Annotated in this window: 17 protein-coding genes; 4 read left to right on the forward strand and 13 right to left on the reverse strand. The window is 65.1% G+C overall.

The features are described 5' to 3' along the window. Positions 1 to 318 precede the first annotated feature (318 nt). From QA634_RS05700 to QA634_RS05710, 3 genes are all read left to right on the forward strand, one after another. The gene (locus tag QA634_RS05700) at positions 319 to 939 is read left to right on the forward strand and encodes a hypothetical protein (RefSeq protein WP_012331089.1); all 621 of its coding nucleotides are present in this window, start codon (positions 319 to 321) and stop codon (positions 937 to 939) included. A gap of 93 nt (positions 940 to 1,032) precedes the next feature. Continuing rightward, positions 1,033 to 1,329, forward strand: a complete 297-nt coding sequence (locus QA634_RS05705) for a type II toxin-antitoxin system HigB family toxin (RefSeq protein WP_210161188.1) — start codon at positions 1,033 to 1,035, stop codon at positions 1,327 to 1,329. Beyond that, on the forward strand, positions 1,329 to 1,751 hold the full coding sequence (locus tag QA634_RS05710) for a helix-turn-helix domain-containing protein (protein WP_012331091.1): 423 nt from the start codon (positions 1,329 to 1,331) through the stop codon (positions 1,749 to 1,751). Before QA634_RS05705 ends, QA634_RS05710 begins: the two co-directional genes overlap by 1 nt. Positions 1,752 to 2,552: 801 nt before the next feature. Here QA634_RS05710 and QA634_RS05715 read toward each other — a convergent pair. From QA634_RS05715 to QA634_RS05730, 4 genes are all read right to left on the reverse strand, one after another. Further along, entirely contained in the window at positions 2,553 to 2,735 is a 183-nt protein-coding gene (locus tag QA634_RS05715) for a hypothetical protein (protein ID WP_012331092.1), read from the reverse strand. A 799-nt stretch (positions 2,736 to 3,534) separates the two neighbouring features. Beyond that, positions 3,535 to 4,257 carry a DUF2442 domain-containing protein gene (locus tag QA634_RS05720; RefSeq protein ID WP_012331093.1) on the reverse strand — a complete coding sequence of 241 codons (723 nt, stop codon included), beginning with the start codon at positions 4,255 to 4,257 and terminating at the stop codon, positions 3,535 to 3,537. Further along, positions 4,244 to 4,438: a DUF4160 domain-containing protein gene (locus tag QA634_RS05725; protein WP_083784794.1), complete on the reverse strand. Its 195-nt coding sequence runs from the start codon at positions 4,436 to 4,438 to the stop codon at positions 4,244 to 4,246. Before QA634_RS05725 ends, QA634_RS05720 begins: the two co-directional genes overlap by 14 nt. 361 nt (positions 4,439 to 4,799) lie before the next feature. Then, positions 4,800 to 7,091, reverse strand: coding sequence for a hypothetical protein (locus QA634_RS05730; protein ID WP_012331095.1), 2,292 nt, complete (start codon positions 7,089 to 7,091; stop codon positions 4,800 to 4,802). A gap of 131 nt (positions 7,092 to 7,222) precedes the next feature. Here QA634_RS05730 and QA634_RS05735 point away from each other — a divergent pair, with 131 nt between their 5' ends. Next, complete coding sequence (locus tag QA634_RS05735; RefSeq protein WP_012331096.1) at positions 7,223 to 7,747, forward strand: MucR family transcriptional regulator; 525 nt, start codon at positions 7,223 to 7,225, stop codon at positions 7,745 to 7,747. A 255-nt stretch (positions 7,748 to 8,002) separates the two neighbouring features. Here QA634_RS05735 and QA634_RS05740 read toward each other — a convergent pair whose 3' ends face one another. The 9 genes from QA634_RS05740 to QA634_RS05780 all read right to left on the reverse strand — a co-directional run bounded on the left by QA634_RS05740 (position 8,003) and on the right by QA634_RS05780 (position 12,687). Next, positions 8,003 to 8,533, reverse strand: coding sequence for a hypothetical protein (locus QA634_RS05740; RefSeq protein ID WP_210161173.1), 531 nt, complete (start codon positions 8,531 to 8,533; stop codon positions 8,003 to 8,005). Between the two features lie 341 nt (positions 8,534 to 8,874). Continuing rightward, the gene (locus QA634_RS05745; protein ID WP_012331098.1) at positions 8,875 to 9,174 is read right to left on the reverse strand and encodes a hypothetical protein; all 300 of its coding nucleotides are present in this window, start codon (positions 9,172 to 9,174) and stop codon (positions 8,875 to 8,877) included. 2 nt (positions 9,175 to 9,176) lie between these two features. Further along, positions 9,177 to 9,431 carry a hypothetical protein gene (locus tag QA634_RS05750; protein WP_012331099.1) on the reverse strand — a complete coding sequence of 85 codons (255 nt, stop codon included), beginning with the start codon at positions 9,429 to 9,431 and terminating at the stop codon, positions 9,177 to 9,179. Next, on the reverse strand, positions 9,428 to 10,288 hold the full coding sequence (locus QA634_RS05755) for an HK97 family phage prohead protease (protein ID WP_012331100.1): 861 nt from the start codon (positions 10,286 to 10,288) through the stop codon (positions 9,428 to 9,430). Before QA634_RS05755 ends, QA634_RS05750 begins: the two co-directional genes overlap by 4 nt. A 16-nt stretch (positions 10,289 to 10,304) precedes the next feature. Further along, positions 10,305 to 11,084: a hypothetical protein gene (locus QA634_RS05760; protein ID WP_012331101.1), complete on the reverse strand. Its 780-nt coding sequence runs from the start codon at positions 11,082 to 11,084 to the stop codon at positions 10,305 to 10,307. A 416-nt stretch (positions 11,085 to 11,500) separates the two neighbouring features. Then, positions 11,501 to 11,839 carry a hypothetical protein gene (locus QA634_RS05765; protein WP_012331103.1) on the reverse strand — a complete coding sequence of 113 codons (339 nt, stop codon included), beginning with the start codon at positions 11,837 to 11,839 and terminating at the stop codon, positions 11,501 to 11,503. Further along, complete coding sequence (locus tag QA634_RS05770) at positions 11,836 to 12,222, reverse strand: hypothetical protein (RefSeq protein ID WP_012331104.1); 387 nt, start codon at positions 12,220 to 12,222, stop codon at positions 11,836 to 11,838. The genes QA634_RS05765 and QA634_RS05770 overlap by 4 nt, the downstream gene beginning before the upstream one ends. Next, on the reverse strand, positions 12,219 to 12,449 hold the full coding sequence (locus tag QA634_RS05775) for an excisionase family DNA-binding protein (RefSeq protein WP_012331105.1): 231 nt from the start codon (positions 12,447 to 12,449) through the stop codon (positions 12,219 to 12,221). Before QA634_RS05775 ends, QA634_RS05770 begins: the two co-directional genes overlap by 4 nt. 7 nt (positions 12,450 to 12,456) lie before the next feature. Continuing rightward, the gene (locus QA634_RS05780) at positions 12,457 to 12,687 is read right to left on the reverse strand and encodes a helix-turn-helix domain-containing protein (protein WP_012331106.1); all 231 of its coding nucleotides are present in this window, start codon (positions 12,685 to 12,687) and stop codon (positions 12,457 to 12,459) included. Between the last annotated feature and the right edge of the window lie 532 nt (positions 12,688 to 13,219).

Below are 13,219 nucleotides of genomic sequence, written 5' to 3' on the forward strand. Positions count from 1 at the left end.
CCCGACGAAGCTCCCGACCAGCGTGCGGATCCCGTTCTCACGGTCGGGCGAGACGATCCCGCGTGTGAGGTGCCACCGCGGCCCGTCCTCAGGGCGGGCCGCATCACCAGGAGCACCCGCCGCCGCAGCACGACACCACAAAGCAAGACCCCCTCAGGCTGGAACCTGAAGGGGTCTCAAGCCCGCGAGGGGCTGGATCTTTGGTAGCACTCTGATCCTGTCCCGACAGCCTGTCTGAGTCAATCTGAAAGCACCGCTTTCGGACGCGGGCGCGCTTTGCCGTTCGCCCTGCCGCGGCCCTGACAAGGGCCGGGAACGATGACCTGTATCTATCGCCTGCCGCGCGAGGCCGCGGACAGGCTGGCGACGGCCGCACAGGGCCGGAAGAACGCCAAGGCGGTGCATGCCTTGGCGACGTTCCTGGCGCGGTTCTGGAGCGCCCCGGGACGGATCGGGCGGGCCTTCCCCGTAGATCGCGTGGCGCTCGCGGACCATCCCGAGCTGGGGCTCACGGAAGCCCGAGTGCGCGGCGCCCTCGCGGTTCTGGAGGAGATCGGCTTCGTCGAGCGCGTCGAGGTCGCCGGCTCGGCCTACCGCGCCACCGAACACGGTCTACGGCGCAAGCCGGTCCAATGGCGGTTCGGCCCGGACTACATGCCGGTGTTTCTCGCGGCCAACCGGCGGGCTCAGAGGGCCCGTGGAGCCGGTTCTCCGGCGCGGCGCCCGATCATGCCCCCTGCCCTACCGCGGCCGTCCGCGGCCACACCAACGAAGCCGGAGCGTCCCCCACCGCGGACCCCCGCTCCGTCCGCCCCCCAACTCGCCAGAAGAGACCATCCAGCGGAAGCGTCCTTCCTTATCGGCGAGAAGGGTTCGGCAGAGGCGGCGTCAGGTCTCGAAGCCGCTCTGGAGCGGCTGCGCCGAGCGGGAGGGTTCTGAACCGAAGAGGCTCGCGGAACCGCCTTCAAGCGCCGTCGGGGAACCAATCCCGATTCCGCTTGTTCCACATTTGGGAACATGCTAGAGAGGGTTATGCGCGTACTAGCCCTAAAGCATCTTAGGGAGTTCTGGGAAAAAAACCCTAGAGCCAAGGACGATCTAAGAGCTTGGTACGCTATCGCGGACAAGGCTGATTGGTCTAGCCCGCAGGATATAAAAAACACTTTCAGGAAGGGGGTTGACTTTGTAGGAGATAATCGCGTGATATTTGATATTCGCCATAATGAATTCAGATTGATCGTGAGGGTTTCCTATCAATATAGATCGATGTTGATAAAATTCGTTGGAACCCACGCGGAGTACGACCGCATTGACCCGGAGACTGTATGATGCTGCTTGACGTCAGACATATCCGCAATGAAGACGACTACGCTTGGGCGCTTGGTCAGGTGGAGGCTTATTTCGACAATGAGCCAACCCCCGGCACTCCTGACGCGGAGCGTTTTGAAATCCTGTCCACGCTCATCAGCGCGTACGAAAAAGACGCCGTTCCCGTGGATGCGGCAGACCCAGTATCCGTCCTGTGGTTCGCCATAGAAAATATGGGCAGATCACAGGCCGAGTTGGCTGACCTAATCGGATCCAGATCTCGGGCTTCTGAGATACTGAACCGTAGAAGACGTTTAAATCTTGAGCAAATACGGGCCATATCCAGTTCGTGGAAGATACCAATTGAGGCTTTGATTGGCACATATAATCTTGACGGGCAGGATCATGGGCCTAAGAAGACCAAGCAAAGAGAGTACGCATAAACAGCTTATGCTATTATCAAAGTTTGGTTCCGAGCCAAATACGCCATCGCCAACAGAAAACCCCGCTGCGGCGGGGAGCCGGGCGGGGGGTGCGCGCCTAGCTGACCAAGTGTCGTGCGGAGGGGTTTCCTATGCGGACCATTGTTGGCGTTGTAGCCCTGTGTCTGCCTATTCAGGCCATGGCAGAGCCGCGAATACCGTGTGATCTGATGGCCCCAACCCCACAACGCCTCTGCGCGGACCGCTACAGTGATCACCCCGAGCTTATTCAGATCTGCATCCAGTCTGAGATGGAGAATTTGAAATGGTTGAGTGACAACGAGGGGCGCATATCAAGGCGTCTAGTAGAAGAGTGTGGATATGCAGGCTGTAAGGCCGCATATTACAAGATTAAAACAGTGGCGGAGTGCATTAGGGTGGCCCTGCCACTGAAGGACAAGGCCACCCCTAATTGATATCTTAAGCCGGCCGCTATCGAATAGCGCCCTGCGCGTTGCGCATGCTCATGTCGTGAACACGGGAGAGTGCTGAGGCGGTCTGGTTCGCGACGGCCTCCACCTGGTCTGCTAGAACGAGAGGGCAGGCGTCTCGACTGTGCTAGTCTTCCGCCGCTCGCCCAGGGGCCGCGTTCGAGCGCGGGGGCGCCAGGGCCCGGCCCGCACAAAGAAGCGCCGGCTCGGGAGGGGAAGCCCGGCCGGCGTAGAGGGGGAAGGATCACAACTCCTGCCTCATCGCGCGCCGGCCCCGGGCGGTTCCGGCCGGGTGGAAGGGGCCCTCAGGCCCTCCGCTTCTCCCGCTTCACTACCTTGAACCGCTCCCGGCCCTCAGGGCGTTCAGCGCCTCGCAGCAGGCCCGAGCCTGAACCTCGACGACGAACGAGGCGGCCAGGGTCCAGCCGTCGTCGCGGTCGCGCATGTCGAAGATCTGGCCGGCCTCGCGGAGATGCTCCTCGATTGCGTCCCGAACGTCGAAGTCGTCGGCCATGCGCTGCCTCCTACCATGACCGGCTTAGCCGTAGAGCGTGACGCCTTGCACAAGGAAGCCCGCCACGGCAGGGCCGGGCGGGCTTGAGGTTGGAGTTCGTTCCGCAAGAGACAGGTAACCACGCCACGGTAAGCCAATTCTTAAGCTACGCTGCCGCCCCTCACGCCAACCGTGACGCCGTCCCGGCCGTCGCGTGAGTGATTTCCTCCCCGCGACTTTCGGGATGTAAGTCACTGCCGTCACTGGCGGAAAGGCCGACTCTCTCACCTTGCCGGTGGCGGACGGCGAGCCTTAAAGCACAAACGCTCAAAGGATTAGGTCATTCGCAACGACCCGCCGCCCACCTGCACGGTAGCAGGGCTGTGATGCAGTACAATGATGCTGCTGCGACGCAAATTACGTACCTATTGAAGGTTGCAAACGGCGAGCTAGCGGCTTTGCCTGCTCTCGCGCGCGTGAGGGCGGCCCATTCGCATAAGGTGGGGTACGGAACCGATTACGGAACCCGCGGACAGTCTCCGGAAGACCTCGGAGCCGGTCCGGGCGGGGCGCCAGTCGAGGGCCGGTATATCGGCCTTCTGGGCGGCTCCAGGGCCGTTCGGCTATTCTGGCGAGGACTGTAGCGGCCGGTCCGGTCATGGGGCTCCCGGCGGGGCTGGGATGCAACCCACGTATGTAAGTTAATGCGGATCTACGATGGCGTCGACGTAGGCTTCCCCAAGGCGACCAAAGCTCCGGAGCTTTGGTCGCCTCTCAATCCCTCAGGCTGGGATCGATCTCGTGACAAATACCTGTTCAACTATCTATCAATATCTTTCTTGAACGGGCCTGAGGAAAATGCGGTGCGAAATTCATAGTTGGAGCCGTATTGAGTTGCTCCAATTTGAAAGCTGGCATGCGGATGGTCTGGGCTAGGATGATTTTGAACATTCGTGCGTGAATGCGCTTGCCGTGAGCGAGATTTTCTCTCAAACCAAGCCTGTAGACTCTTTTCTCTATTTGAAGAAAAACCTTCTACGAAATTCTTGGATACGATATTATGCACACGGCTCTCGGCCAGAGAATCGTCCAGGTAAGCACAAGCCAGAGAGATATACCTTGGAATTGCTCGATCTTTTGCATAGTAGGCAACCAGCCGTCTCGCAATACCGAGTTCGGCCGCGGCTCTATCAAGAGTGAGGCCGTTGCGTTTCAGGAACGCCGCAAAATCTTCATTCGTCATAGTCTGTTCGGCTAAGTCGGCAAGCGTCGTCGCGGCAACGGCTAGGTCGTCGTTACCTTCCCACTCTATAGAGCCGCCCCATTCGCCAACCCGCACCGATCTGAAGAGATCTCGGTTTTCACGAAGAGGAGCAAATACCTTATACGTAAAAATCATAGGGGCTAGGTCAACTAGATCTACTCGGCCCATACGCGGACCTTCGCCCCAGGTGATTGTTACAGAATAGAGGCCTTCGCTAGCCTCAACATGCGCAACAGAAGGCAGCCGCTCGCCAACCTCGATCATCTTAGTCTCGGTCATTGAGGCGCCTCCATTGCTCGTATAGCACATCTTTGTTCCGTGAAGCCCATTTAACGGCTTCGTCAAGGATCCCAGGTGGCAGAACGCCTCTATCCATCTCAAGGTTGGACAGGAGGATTACCCCACCAAATCCAGGACCTCTCACGTGAAAGTGTGGTGGCGGATGATCGTCCGCATACATGTAGATCGTGAAACCGGCGAACCGTTGGACGGTCGGCAAGGCGCCTCTCCACTCTGCCGCCAAAATAGTGCACTACGTGCACTCTGACAAGGCGGCAGGGATCCCCTCTGCACCGACTTCTATCTTGCGATCCGCAGAGGTGGCCCGCCCCGCGCCTCCCGCCGCAGCGCTAACACCCGCGATGTCGGCACTCTTGAACCCGCCGACGTCGCGGGTGCCAGCGGTTGTACCCGTGCCGGACGGGCAAATGAAAGCCTCAGGCTTCCCGCCCGCCCCACGACTGCACCCCGCCGCCCGGCGGGTGACCTTCGCCTCGTGGAAGAGGCCCGCCTAGCAGCACACCGGGCGGGCCTCCGGCGGCTCAGGCCGTCCGCTTCTTCACGACGTTCATCGCCCGCGCGCCCATCTGCCGGGTCTTGGCGATCTCCACCTCGTGGAAGAGCGACCCCTTATCGGCCTCGACCCGCGTTCCGGCAGGGATGTTGTCGAACTTGACGTGCAGCGTGCCCTTGCCGGGCGCAGCGGATGGGCCGCTACCGCCACCGTGGAAGGCGCTGGCGCGGTTCAGCATCTCCGCGGCGACACCGTCGCGCTCCTGGAAGCGCTCGCCGTGGTCGGCGGGCCGCCGCCCAGAGCCTGCCGGCGACCCTTCCCGGCCGAGCCGGTAGCGCGCGTACGCGTCCGCCGCCGCGCGGTTCTGGAACTGGACGTGGAAGTGCGGGCCCGACCAGCGCGCGGACTTGGTCCGGTACTCGTCGATGTACTTCCAGTCCCGGCCTTCCTGGAGCCCGGCCTCACCCATGCGGGTCCGGATGCGGCCTAGCAGCTCGTCCGGGTTGCCTTTCAGATCCATCGCCAGGCCGCGGCCGTGCATGCCCCTCCCGCGGTGGAAGTGGTCATTCATGGCCGTGATCTGCTTCAGGACGCCGTCATGCTGCAGATCCCGCGCGAGGGCATTCAGGCCCGAGGCGTTCCACCCGCCCGCGACCGCCTCGCCGCTCTTGAGCGGGAGACCCGTGTGGTCGAGAGCGCCGGCCTCCGGCACGTACCCGGAATTGCCCCAGCGCGGGCTCGGGTCGCGCGGTCCGTGATAGCCGGCCCAGGGGCGAGTGCTGCCGCCTCGGGCGAGGTACTTGGCGACCCAGCGGACCTGCGCGGGGATCGACTTCGGATCGCGCAAGTCGAGACCGGTTTCCTTCTCAAACTGGACGCCCATGCCGCGGCGCCGGTTGAGCTGGAACGGACCCCAGGACGACTCCAGGGCGTCGTGCTTGAAGTCGTACTTGTTGTTCTTCCAGCTCTCGCCGGCCCGAATGCCGTGCATGATCCGCGGATCGATGCCGGCCTTCTTGGCCTCCTCGTCGATCAACGCCGTCAGGCTGCCCGCGCCGCTGCCAGCGCCTGAAACAGAACCGACGCCGCCCGAACCGCCCCCGCCCATGCCGTTGAACCGGCCACCGGATCCACCGCCGAAGCCGCCACCGAACCGTGGAGAGAAGATGCCGCCACCGCCCCACGCGGCAGTCTGCACCCTCGCGCCGTCACCGAACGGGCCGGAATAGCTCTGCTGCTGAACGGATGGGATGCCGCCCTGCATCTTCTTCAGCTGCTCAGTCAGCCGGTCAATCGACTGGCGCAGCTCATCCTGCCGCTTCTGGACGTCGGGCCGGTTCTGGTCGAGCGTCTTGTTGAACTCATAGGCGTCCTGGGCGTCTTTGAGCTTGGCCTTGACCCGGGAGCGGTCGGACCAGTTGCTCGGCGTCTCGCTGGTGCCGTTCCACCAATCCTTGACGACACCGACACCGCGCAGGACGTTGCGGCCGAACCCGTAGAGGAGCCCGCCCGCCTCATCGCCGAGGTTGTCGGCCCGGCTGATCGCCTCGCCGCGCTTCTCCTGGATGCTCGGCCCGGCCTTTGCCTTGGCCTCGCTGTCCTTCCCGTACCGCTGTTCGTACTCCTTCCGGCGCTGGTCGATATCGATCTCAAGGGAGCGCAGGCGCGTGCCGTACAGCGCATCGCCCGTGGCCGCACCGGAAGCCTCCTCCCGGCGAGCATTGTTGTCGATGCTCTTCAGGAAGCGGTTGTTCTCGGTGATGAACTCGTCGAGCGACTTCGCATTCCGGAGCTTGCGGGCGACGTCGCCGCGGCCCTTGCCAACCAGGAACGACCAGTAGCCGCCCGCTTGGCGGTCGACGCTGTCCTTGGCGCGCATCATCTGCATGATCGCGCTGGCGCTCTCCTCCGAGCCCATGCCCGCGGCGCCAAGCGCCCGCTGGAGACCGGAGACCTGGGCCGCCGACATGCCGGACCCGAGTGACAGCGTCTTCAGGTCGAAGCCGCCCTGGCCGTACTTGAGGAGACCCGCGATCCCGGCCGAGGCGAGACCGATCCCGCTCATCGCGCCGAACCGCCCGGCCGTCATGTGAGAGGCTAGCGGGCCCGCGGCGCCGAAAGCGCCTGAGTGGCGGTTCAGCTCACGGCCGACCTCGCTCCATTCCGCCCGGACACGCTTGGCCGCGTCCGCCCAAGCGTCGCCGGTCTTCTTCGCCGCGTCGCTCTTCTGGATCGCGTCGAGCTGCTTCTTCAGCTCGGTTAGCGTTTTGGAAAACTGGTCGCGAACTTCCGCAGTAAGGACAAGGTTCTCGTCAGACATCTTCGATCTCTGCGCTCACAGGGCGCAATTTCTGTGGATGAGGCGGATCTTCTGCTCGGCGGCCGCATTTCCGGTATAGGCTGCATGCAGCCACTCTAAAACCTATGTTAACAGTGTAAGGAGCCCGCAGGATGCCGGAATTCGAAAGCAAAGCGCCCGCGCAAGAGGGTGCGCTGATCGAGCAAGCGGCCGACATTGTTTCGGCCTATGTCTCGAACAACCGCGTGACGGCCGGTGAGCTGCCGGGCCTCATCGCTTCGCTTCACGCCGCTCTGCAGGACCTTGGTAAGCCTGCCACGCCACCGGCAGAGGAGACGCCCAAGGCGACTGCCGCCCAGATCCGGAGGTCGATCACGCCGGATGCCCTGATCAGCTTCGTTGACGGCAAGCCGTACAAGGTTCTGAAACGGCACCTCACCACGCACGGCCTGACCCCGGCCGAGTACCGGCAGAAGTTCGGCCTGCCGGGCGATTACCCCATGGTCGCGCCGAGCTTCACGGCCCGGCGATCGGAAATCGCCAAGAGCAGCGGCCTTGGCCAGAGGCGCCCGAGAGCAGCAGCAGAGAAGCGCGCCAGCCCCGACCCGAAGGTGACAGCACCGGCTACGCCGAAGAGGGGGCCGGGCCGCCCGCGGAAAGCCAAGGCGGCCGAGTGAGGCAATGAGCGGGGTCAGAGTGGCCAGCCTGTGTCACTCTGCACCATTTGGGTATGTGGCCGCGGCTGTAAGCCTGCTGTAAAATAGCCTTCAAGTAATGCCAGTAGCGATGCTTTCGCGGCAAAGCTGGCGCACAAGGGGCTATCATGAAGCGGTCTGCCAGAGTGCTCATCAAGTGTCGGGTGCTGCGCGAATTGGATCGTGCTCTCGCGCAACGTAACCTTGAGCGAGTTGCCATCTTGCTAGGGCGGCAGCTCAGGATTGAGAAATACGGTACCGCCGCAGCATAGCGGTCTTCCACGCCTCGACGTTCACCGGCTCGCCGGCTTCCTTGGCCAGGGCGGACCAGGCCACCTCCCGGAATGCCTCGGGCTCCCACAGCAAGTCCCGCGGCTTGATCCCCATCTCAGCGAGGACGTCCTCGACCTCCTGCAGGAGCGCGATCCGCACCAGGGACGTGAGGTGATAGGCGAGGCTCGGCTTGATCCCCAGCATGACGGCGAGCGGGGCGACGAGGCTAGGAGCCCGGTAGGTCAGGCACATCATGCCCAGCACCGCCGCCCGATCCTCCGCATCGGTGCAGAGGTCTGCGCTGGCGTAGGCCCGCGGGAGCGCCGGGCGCTGAGGCGATGCGGGCGCCTCGAGCGGTGCGGATCGTGGCGCGCGAGACGGGCGAGACGACGCGCCCTTCGCCTTCGCCTTCGTCTTGGACGTCTCGGCCGCCAATGCCTGCGCGCGTGCGGCGCCCTTGTCGCTGCCGGACGAAATGGAATGCGAGCCCGCCACCCAGCTTAAGCACGTCTCTCGGTCCAATCGGCCGTCACTGCGTACAGGCATGCCGCGCCCGACGTATTGTGAGACGCGCGCCTTAGTTATTCCTAACTCCGCCGCAAGTGCAGACTTAGTCGTGATCGTCATGCGTTCGCCTCGCGAGCGCGGGGTTAAGAAGGGGTGAGAGGCTGCACCTAGCCAGGAACCGAGCCTCGCGCGTCACCCTCCCCCTCCACCCTTAGGGAAGGACCCAAGCAGGGGTGGGGGTAGGGTGGCAGGGGAGGCCCCGCCAGCGGGTGCGGAGATCCTCGGCCGAGCCGAGACGGCTGGGGCCGCCGCGGGTCCGTGCGGCCCGGTCAGACCGGCGACCACATCGGGCGGGCGGCGTGCGCCTCGTGGATGATCTCGGGCAAGGCCGAGATGTCGGACAGGCTGATGACCTTCGCGCCCGCCTTGCGGTTGGCCATGGCCTGCAGCGCGTGCCGCTCTTCCGGTGTTAGGCTCAACGAGGCACGCGCCGCGGCCTCACTGTCCCACACCCCGGGCTGCCATCTGCCGGTCGGGTCCGCCACGACGAATTCGTGGCCGTGCTTGGCGGGGAAGCTGAAGATCGCTCGACCGTCGTCGAGGTCGATGCGAGCGAGACCGTAAGTCATGGTCAGTGCCTCACCGCCTCGGCACTGGCCTCACCCCTGAGGAGCGAGACGGCCAAATGAAGGGCCGAGCGGGCGTCAACCCGCTGCTCTTTCAGGAGACCCGCGATCGTGTGGCCGGCGGGGTCCAGGCTGTCGGCGTGCTCATCAAGGGCGTCGGCAACCGCGCCGGTCGAGTACTCGATGCGCTGCAGCGCGCAGCCGAGCACGTCCGCGATCTCCCTCAGGACCTGGACGTCAGAGCATTCGTTGAGCGTCATACCGGCCTCCCCGCCACGCGGCGCCAATGCTTCTCGGCCGCCCGGAATTCCCGCCGCTCCTGCTGCCGGGCTGCGTCGCGCGGGTCGGCGTCGCGGGCGTGACCCTCGGCCGTGAGCAGGGTGAGCAGGCGCGACTTGAAGGCCCGAACGCTCATGCCGCTTTCTGCGGCCTCCCGGCCCAGATCCTCCCGGCCGGCCTTCACCGCGAGTGCGTAGACCTCGGCGCGTCGCTGCGCCTCGATCGAAGCGGGAGACATTCGGCCTTTCGGGGAGGGCTTGGCCGCTGCCTTGGCCGGCTTGGCGCTGCGGGAACTGCCCTTAGCCTTCCCGCCGTCCGGCGCCTTAGCGGAGCGCACGTGGCAGCCGGCATCGGCCGGGACTGGCACCAAGGAAATTTCCAAGGGCTCCCAGTCCGTGACTTCCCAGGTGGCGGGCTGGCCGTCACGGGCTTCGGTCTTGTGAACTTCGAAGACCGAATAGCCGACCGAGACGCTGCGAACGATGCCGGTCTTGATCTTCCGCACCGCGTCACGAACGTCGTCGGTGTCGCTCAGCTTGATCGTGGCAATGCCCTTCCCGTCCACGATCCGCGCCGAGCCGGGCACGACCACGCCGATGACGTTCCGCACCGACTCGGACATGTGGGTGTCGCAGAAGGGTGCGCCCTGGTTCAGCTTTTCCAGTCGAACGGCGCCGGGTTCGAGCGAGAGCACTTCGTCGAATTCCTCGCCGTCGACGAAGGAATAACGCCGGACCGGCGCTCCCGTTGTCCACACGACTTCGATCGTGTTCTCGGTTTCGTTGAAGCTTTGGGAGCGCAGCGATGCTGCGCGATAGATGGTGCGTGTGGTAGACATCTAAGTTCTCGATTGCTCAGGCCACGAAAGCGGCGCCGATCATGCCGTTACGGAGCTGAGCCCCGAGCTTTTCATCCTCCGACACGACGCGCTGCCGCAGCGCGGGCGCGCCGTATTCAAGGGCCGGGAGATGCACTTCTTTCAGGATAGACTGGTGCGGGCCCGCAGGTTCGGCCGAGATGATAGTCGGGCTACCCGCCCGCTCCTCCACAACCACGTCGGGGTCGTCGAGCCGATACTGAAGCAGGGTCTGCCCCGTCTTCCGGTGGACGCGGACCTTCTGCACATTCGGAATGATCTGCTCGGGCTTAGCGGGACGGCCCCGGTGCGGCTCGCCGCTCGCGATCGGCTCCCGGCCCGCGGGCAAGTCCGCGTTCGCCTCGGCGATCGTGCGGCCCAGGTCCTCGGCCTTGCCGAGCAGTTCCGCCAGTTCCTGGGCCAGGCGCGGGTACGTCTCGACAATGAACTTTCGGCGCTCGGCGCTGGCGCGCCGGGCAGCGTCGTACCGGGCGACGCGCCCCGCCTCGGCCTCGGCCTCCCGCAGCGCCGCGGCCTCCGCTTCCAGTTTGGCCTTGCGGACGCTGGCGGCCTCGGCTTCGAGGCGCAGTCGGTTGAGCTTCAGCTCGTGGCCCTCGGCAGCGTCGACGTCGCCGGCCTCGACGGCGGCGGTCCGGGCTGCCTGCAGCTCGGCGAGCTTCGCGGCGCGGGCGGCGTCGGCGCTCACCAGCGCGGCGATGTCGGTCTCGACGTCGGCCGCCGTGCGTGCGCGCAGTATGGCCTTGATCGCGTTCTTCATGTTCGTACCATCAGTTTGAGTTGTGGGCCGGGTTTGCGAGGCTTGGCCTTGAGCAAAAACGTCTAAGACGTCGGGGGAAGGAGCCCCACTTCCCGTTGTCGGTCGACCCGGCCCGGGCTTCGACCTCGATGGCACCCCCTTTTACTCACGCCCGACACCTCAAGCGGGCGCGAATTCTTCTGGGCCGTCACAGCAACCCGTTGAACTGTGACGGCCCACCGGCCGAAGCCGGTTCCCCCGAAGCGCTTCGCCGCTGCGCCTGGGGTGTTCGCTGAAGACGGGGCGGCGCCGCGGGAAGATCGCGGCGCCGCCCGGGCGCGGGAGCGAGGCGTTCGGGGGACAGGAGACCCGCGCCACGCTCGACCGCGCCTGACCCGGCCCGGTCGCCTCCACGCGGCACGGGACGGGGTTCGTGTTCACGATGGCCGGACCTCGACGGGGTCGACGGCGAGACCGCGCCGGGGACGCGGTGCGCGTTCGGCGCGCTCGGCCCGGAGCCTTACGTGTTCGGCCACGTGGCAGGGCCGGCAGTAGTGCTCGACCCGCAACGGCTCGGCGTAATCGGGATGGTGCATCTCGGTCCGCGGGTCGCCGCATGCCTGGCATGGTTCCGAGACCAGTTCGCCGCGGCGGCGGGCACGCTGAGCCTTGCCCTGCGCCGCCACTCGCTCGGGGTGGCGCCGGCGATAGCGTTGTTGGGCCTCGACGTGCCGGGCGCGGGCGGCGGCGTCCAGCGGCTTGCGCGGCGCGGTCACCCCCGGCCGCCCCTTGCCGGCAGGGCGCTCGCCAGCGGCCGTTTGGGGTCGGCCGGTACCTGCCTAGCCGCCGACCCCCGATCGGCCGTTTTTGGCGACCCGCTCGTGCTTTCTCGGGGCATCTGGAACGGCACGTACCGCGTGAGGTGCAGCCAGCGGTCATCCTCTCGGACGGTGAGGGCGGCGGCGCGGCCGACCGTCGACCGGAGGCTGACCGCCCCGGCCGCGTGTCGCAGCACCAGCGGGGTCCGGTCGGGCGTGCCCTCGGCCTTCAAGATCCGGGCGACGTCGCACAGCGGCACGCGAAAGACGCCAAGCTCCCGGTCGCCCACGAAGGCCCGGTACTGCCCGCGGCCTGCGGGCTCAATTGCGATTTCAATCACGATCTGCGGCTTCCAGCCGATCTGGCGAGTTCTTCGGGCTCGCGAAGCCAAGCCCGGAGCGTTTCGCGGCGCACGCACGGCGTGCGACCAAGAAAAAAGACCGGCGCTAGCTGGCCGGTCTCAATCATGCGCTCGACGCGCTGGCGCGAGCAGTTCAGGAAGTCGGCGATCTGGTCGACGCCGGACAACAGGCCGAGCCGGTCATGCTCGGTGAGGTGAAGCGTCACCGCCGGGCTACTTGCGGGCTGCGCCTTCGGTCTCGACTTCGCGCAGCCACGCGTCGAGGCGGGAGCGGCGGGCGAAGATCGTGGCGCCGTTACCCACCTTGAAGACCGGAAGCTTGCCGGCCTCGGCGAGGTACTGAGCTTGTCGGCGGTTCACGCCGAGATGTTCGGCGATGGCGCGGACCCCATAGAGAAGATCGCCCGCAGCCGAGGCCCGGGCGTGAGCAGATGTGGCAGACATGGCGAGATTTCCCTTGCGGATATACTGGTCGCAACGGTGCGGGCCGATCTTTGGTCGGCGCTATCGGATCGTCAGAGCACGAAAAAAGGCGCCGTGAGGCGCCTGCGGACTGGCAAAATACTTTACCACAAACTTGACACAATCTAGGACGGAGGACCTGATTGGTAGAGCAGCCCCGGGTAGGTCCTCATAGGGAAGACCTCCGACTGCACCCCCCCCGAGGCCCCCGCCCTAATCGGCTGATTGTGCTCTCGGCTGTCGAACCGGGGCCCGATGCAAGGTCGGGCGCATGCGAGTACGACAACTTACGCCCATTAAACCACGGATTGCGAAAAAGATCAATTACGCAGATCGTCGCACCACTAGGTCACGCGGGGCGGTCGGAAGCGACGACGTTGGTTCGGGGCGGAGGTCTTGCTGCGGAAAGCAGCCCGGTCGCGCTACGACCTCGCGGGCCTTGCGCCTGCGTTCCTCGACGTGGGCGGCACGCTCCAGCTTCGTTACCGTGTCGCGGACCGGCGGCGCGCACCCT

It is taken from the genome of Methylobacterium sp. CB376 (genome assembly GCF_029714205.1).
Classification (GTDB): Bacteria; Pseudomonadota; Alphaproteobacteria; order Rhizobiales; family Beijerinckiaceae; genus Methylobacterium.

Coding starts and splice junctions, on each gene's coding strand:
- QA634_RS05700 (WP_012331089.1), top strand. CDS start 319: ATGACCTGTATCTATCGCCTGCCGCGCGAGGCCGCGGACAGGCTGGCG.
- QA634_RS05705 (WP_210161188.1), top strand. CDS start 1,033: ATGCGCGTACTAGCCCTAAAGCATCTTAGGGAGTTCTGGGAAAAAAAC.
- QA634_RS05710 (WP_012331091.1), top strand. CDS start 1,329: ATGCTGCTTGACGTCAGACATATCCGCAATGAAGACGACTACGCTTGG.
- QA634_RS05715 (WP_012331092.1), bottom strand. CDS start 2,735: ATGGCCGACGACTTCGACGTTCGGGACGCAATCGAGGAGCATCTCCGC.
- QA634_RS05720 (WP_012331093.1), bottom strand. CDS start 4,257: ATGACCGAGACTAAGATGATCGAGGTTGGCGAGCGGCTGCCTTCTGTT.
- QA634_RS05725 (WP_083784794.1), bottom strand. CDS start 4,438: ATGTATGCGGACGATCATCCGCCACCACACTTTCACGTGAGAGGTCCT.
- QA634_RS05730 (WP_012331095.1), bottom strand. CDS start 7,091: ATGTCTGACGAGAACCTTGTCCTTACTGCGGAAGTTCGCGACCAGTTT.
- QA634_RS05735 (WP_012331096.1), top strand. CDS start 7,223: ATGCCGGAATTCGAAAGCAAAGCGCCCGCGCAAGAGGGTGCGCTGATC.
- QA634_RS05745 (WP_012331098.1), bottom strand. CDS start 9,174: ATGACTTACGGTCTCGCTCGCATCGACCTCGACGACGGTCGAGCGATC.
- QA634_RS05750 (WP_012331099.1), bottom strand. CDS start 9,431: ATGACGCTCAACGAATGCTCTGACGTCCAGGTCCTGAGGGAGATCGCG.
- QA634_RS05755 (WP_012331100.1), bottom strand. CDS start 10,288: ATGTCTACCACACGCACCATCTATCGCGCAGCATCGCTGCGCTCCCAA.
- QA634_RS05760 (WP_012331101.1), bottom strand. CDS start 11,084: ATGAAGAACGCGATCAAGGCCATACTGCGCGCACGCACGGCGGCCGAC.
- QA634_RS05780 (WP_012331106.1), bottom strand. CDS start 12,687: ATGTCTGCCACATCTGCTCACGCCCGGGCCTCGGCTGCGGGCGATCTT.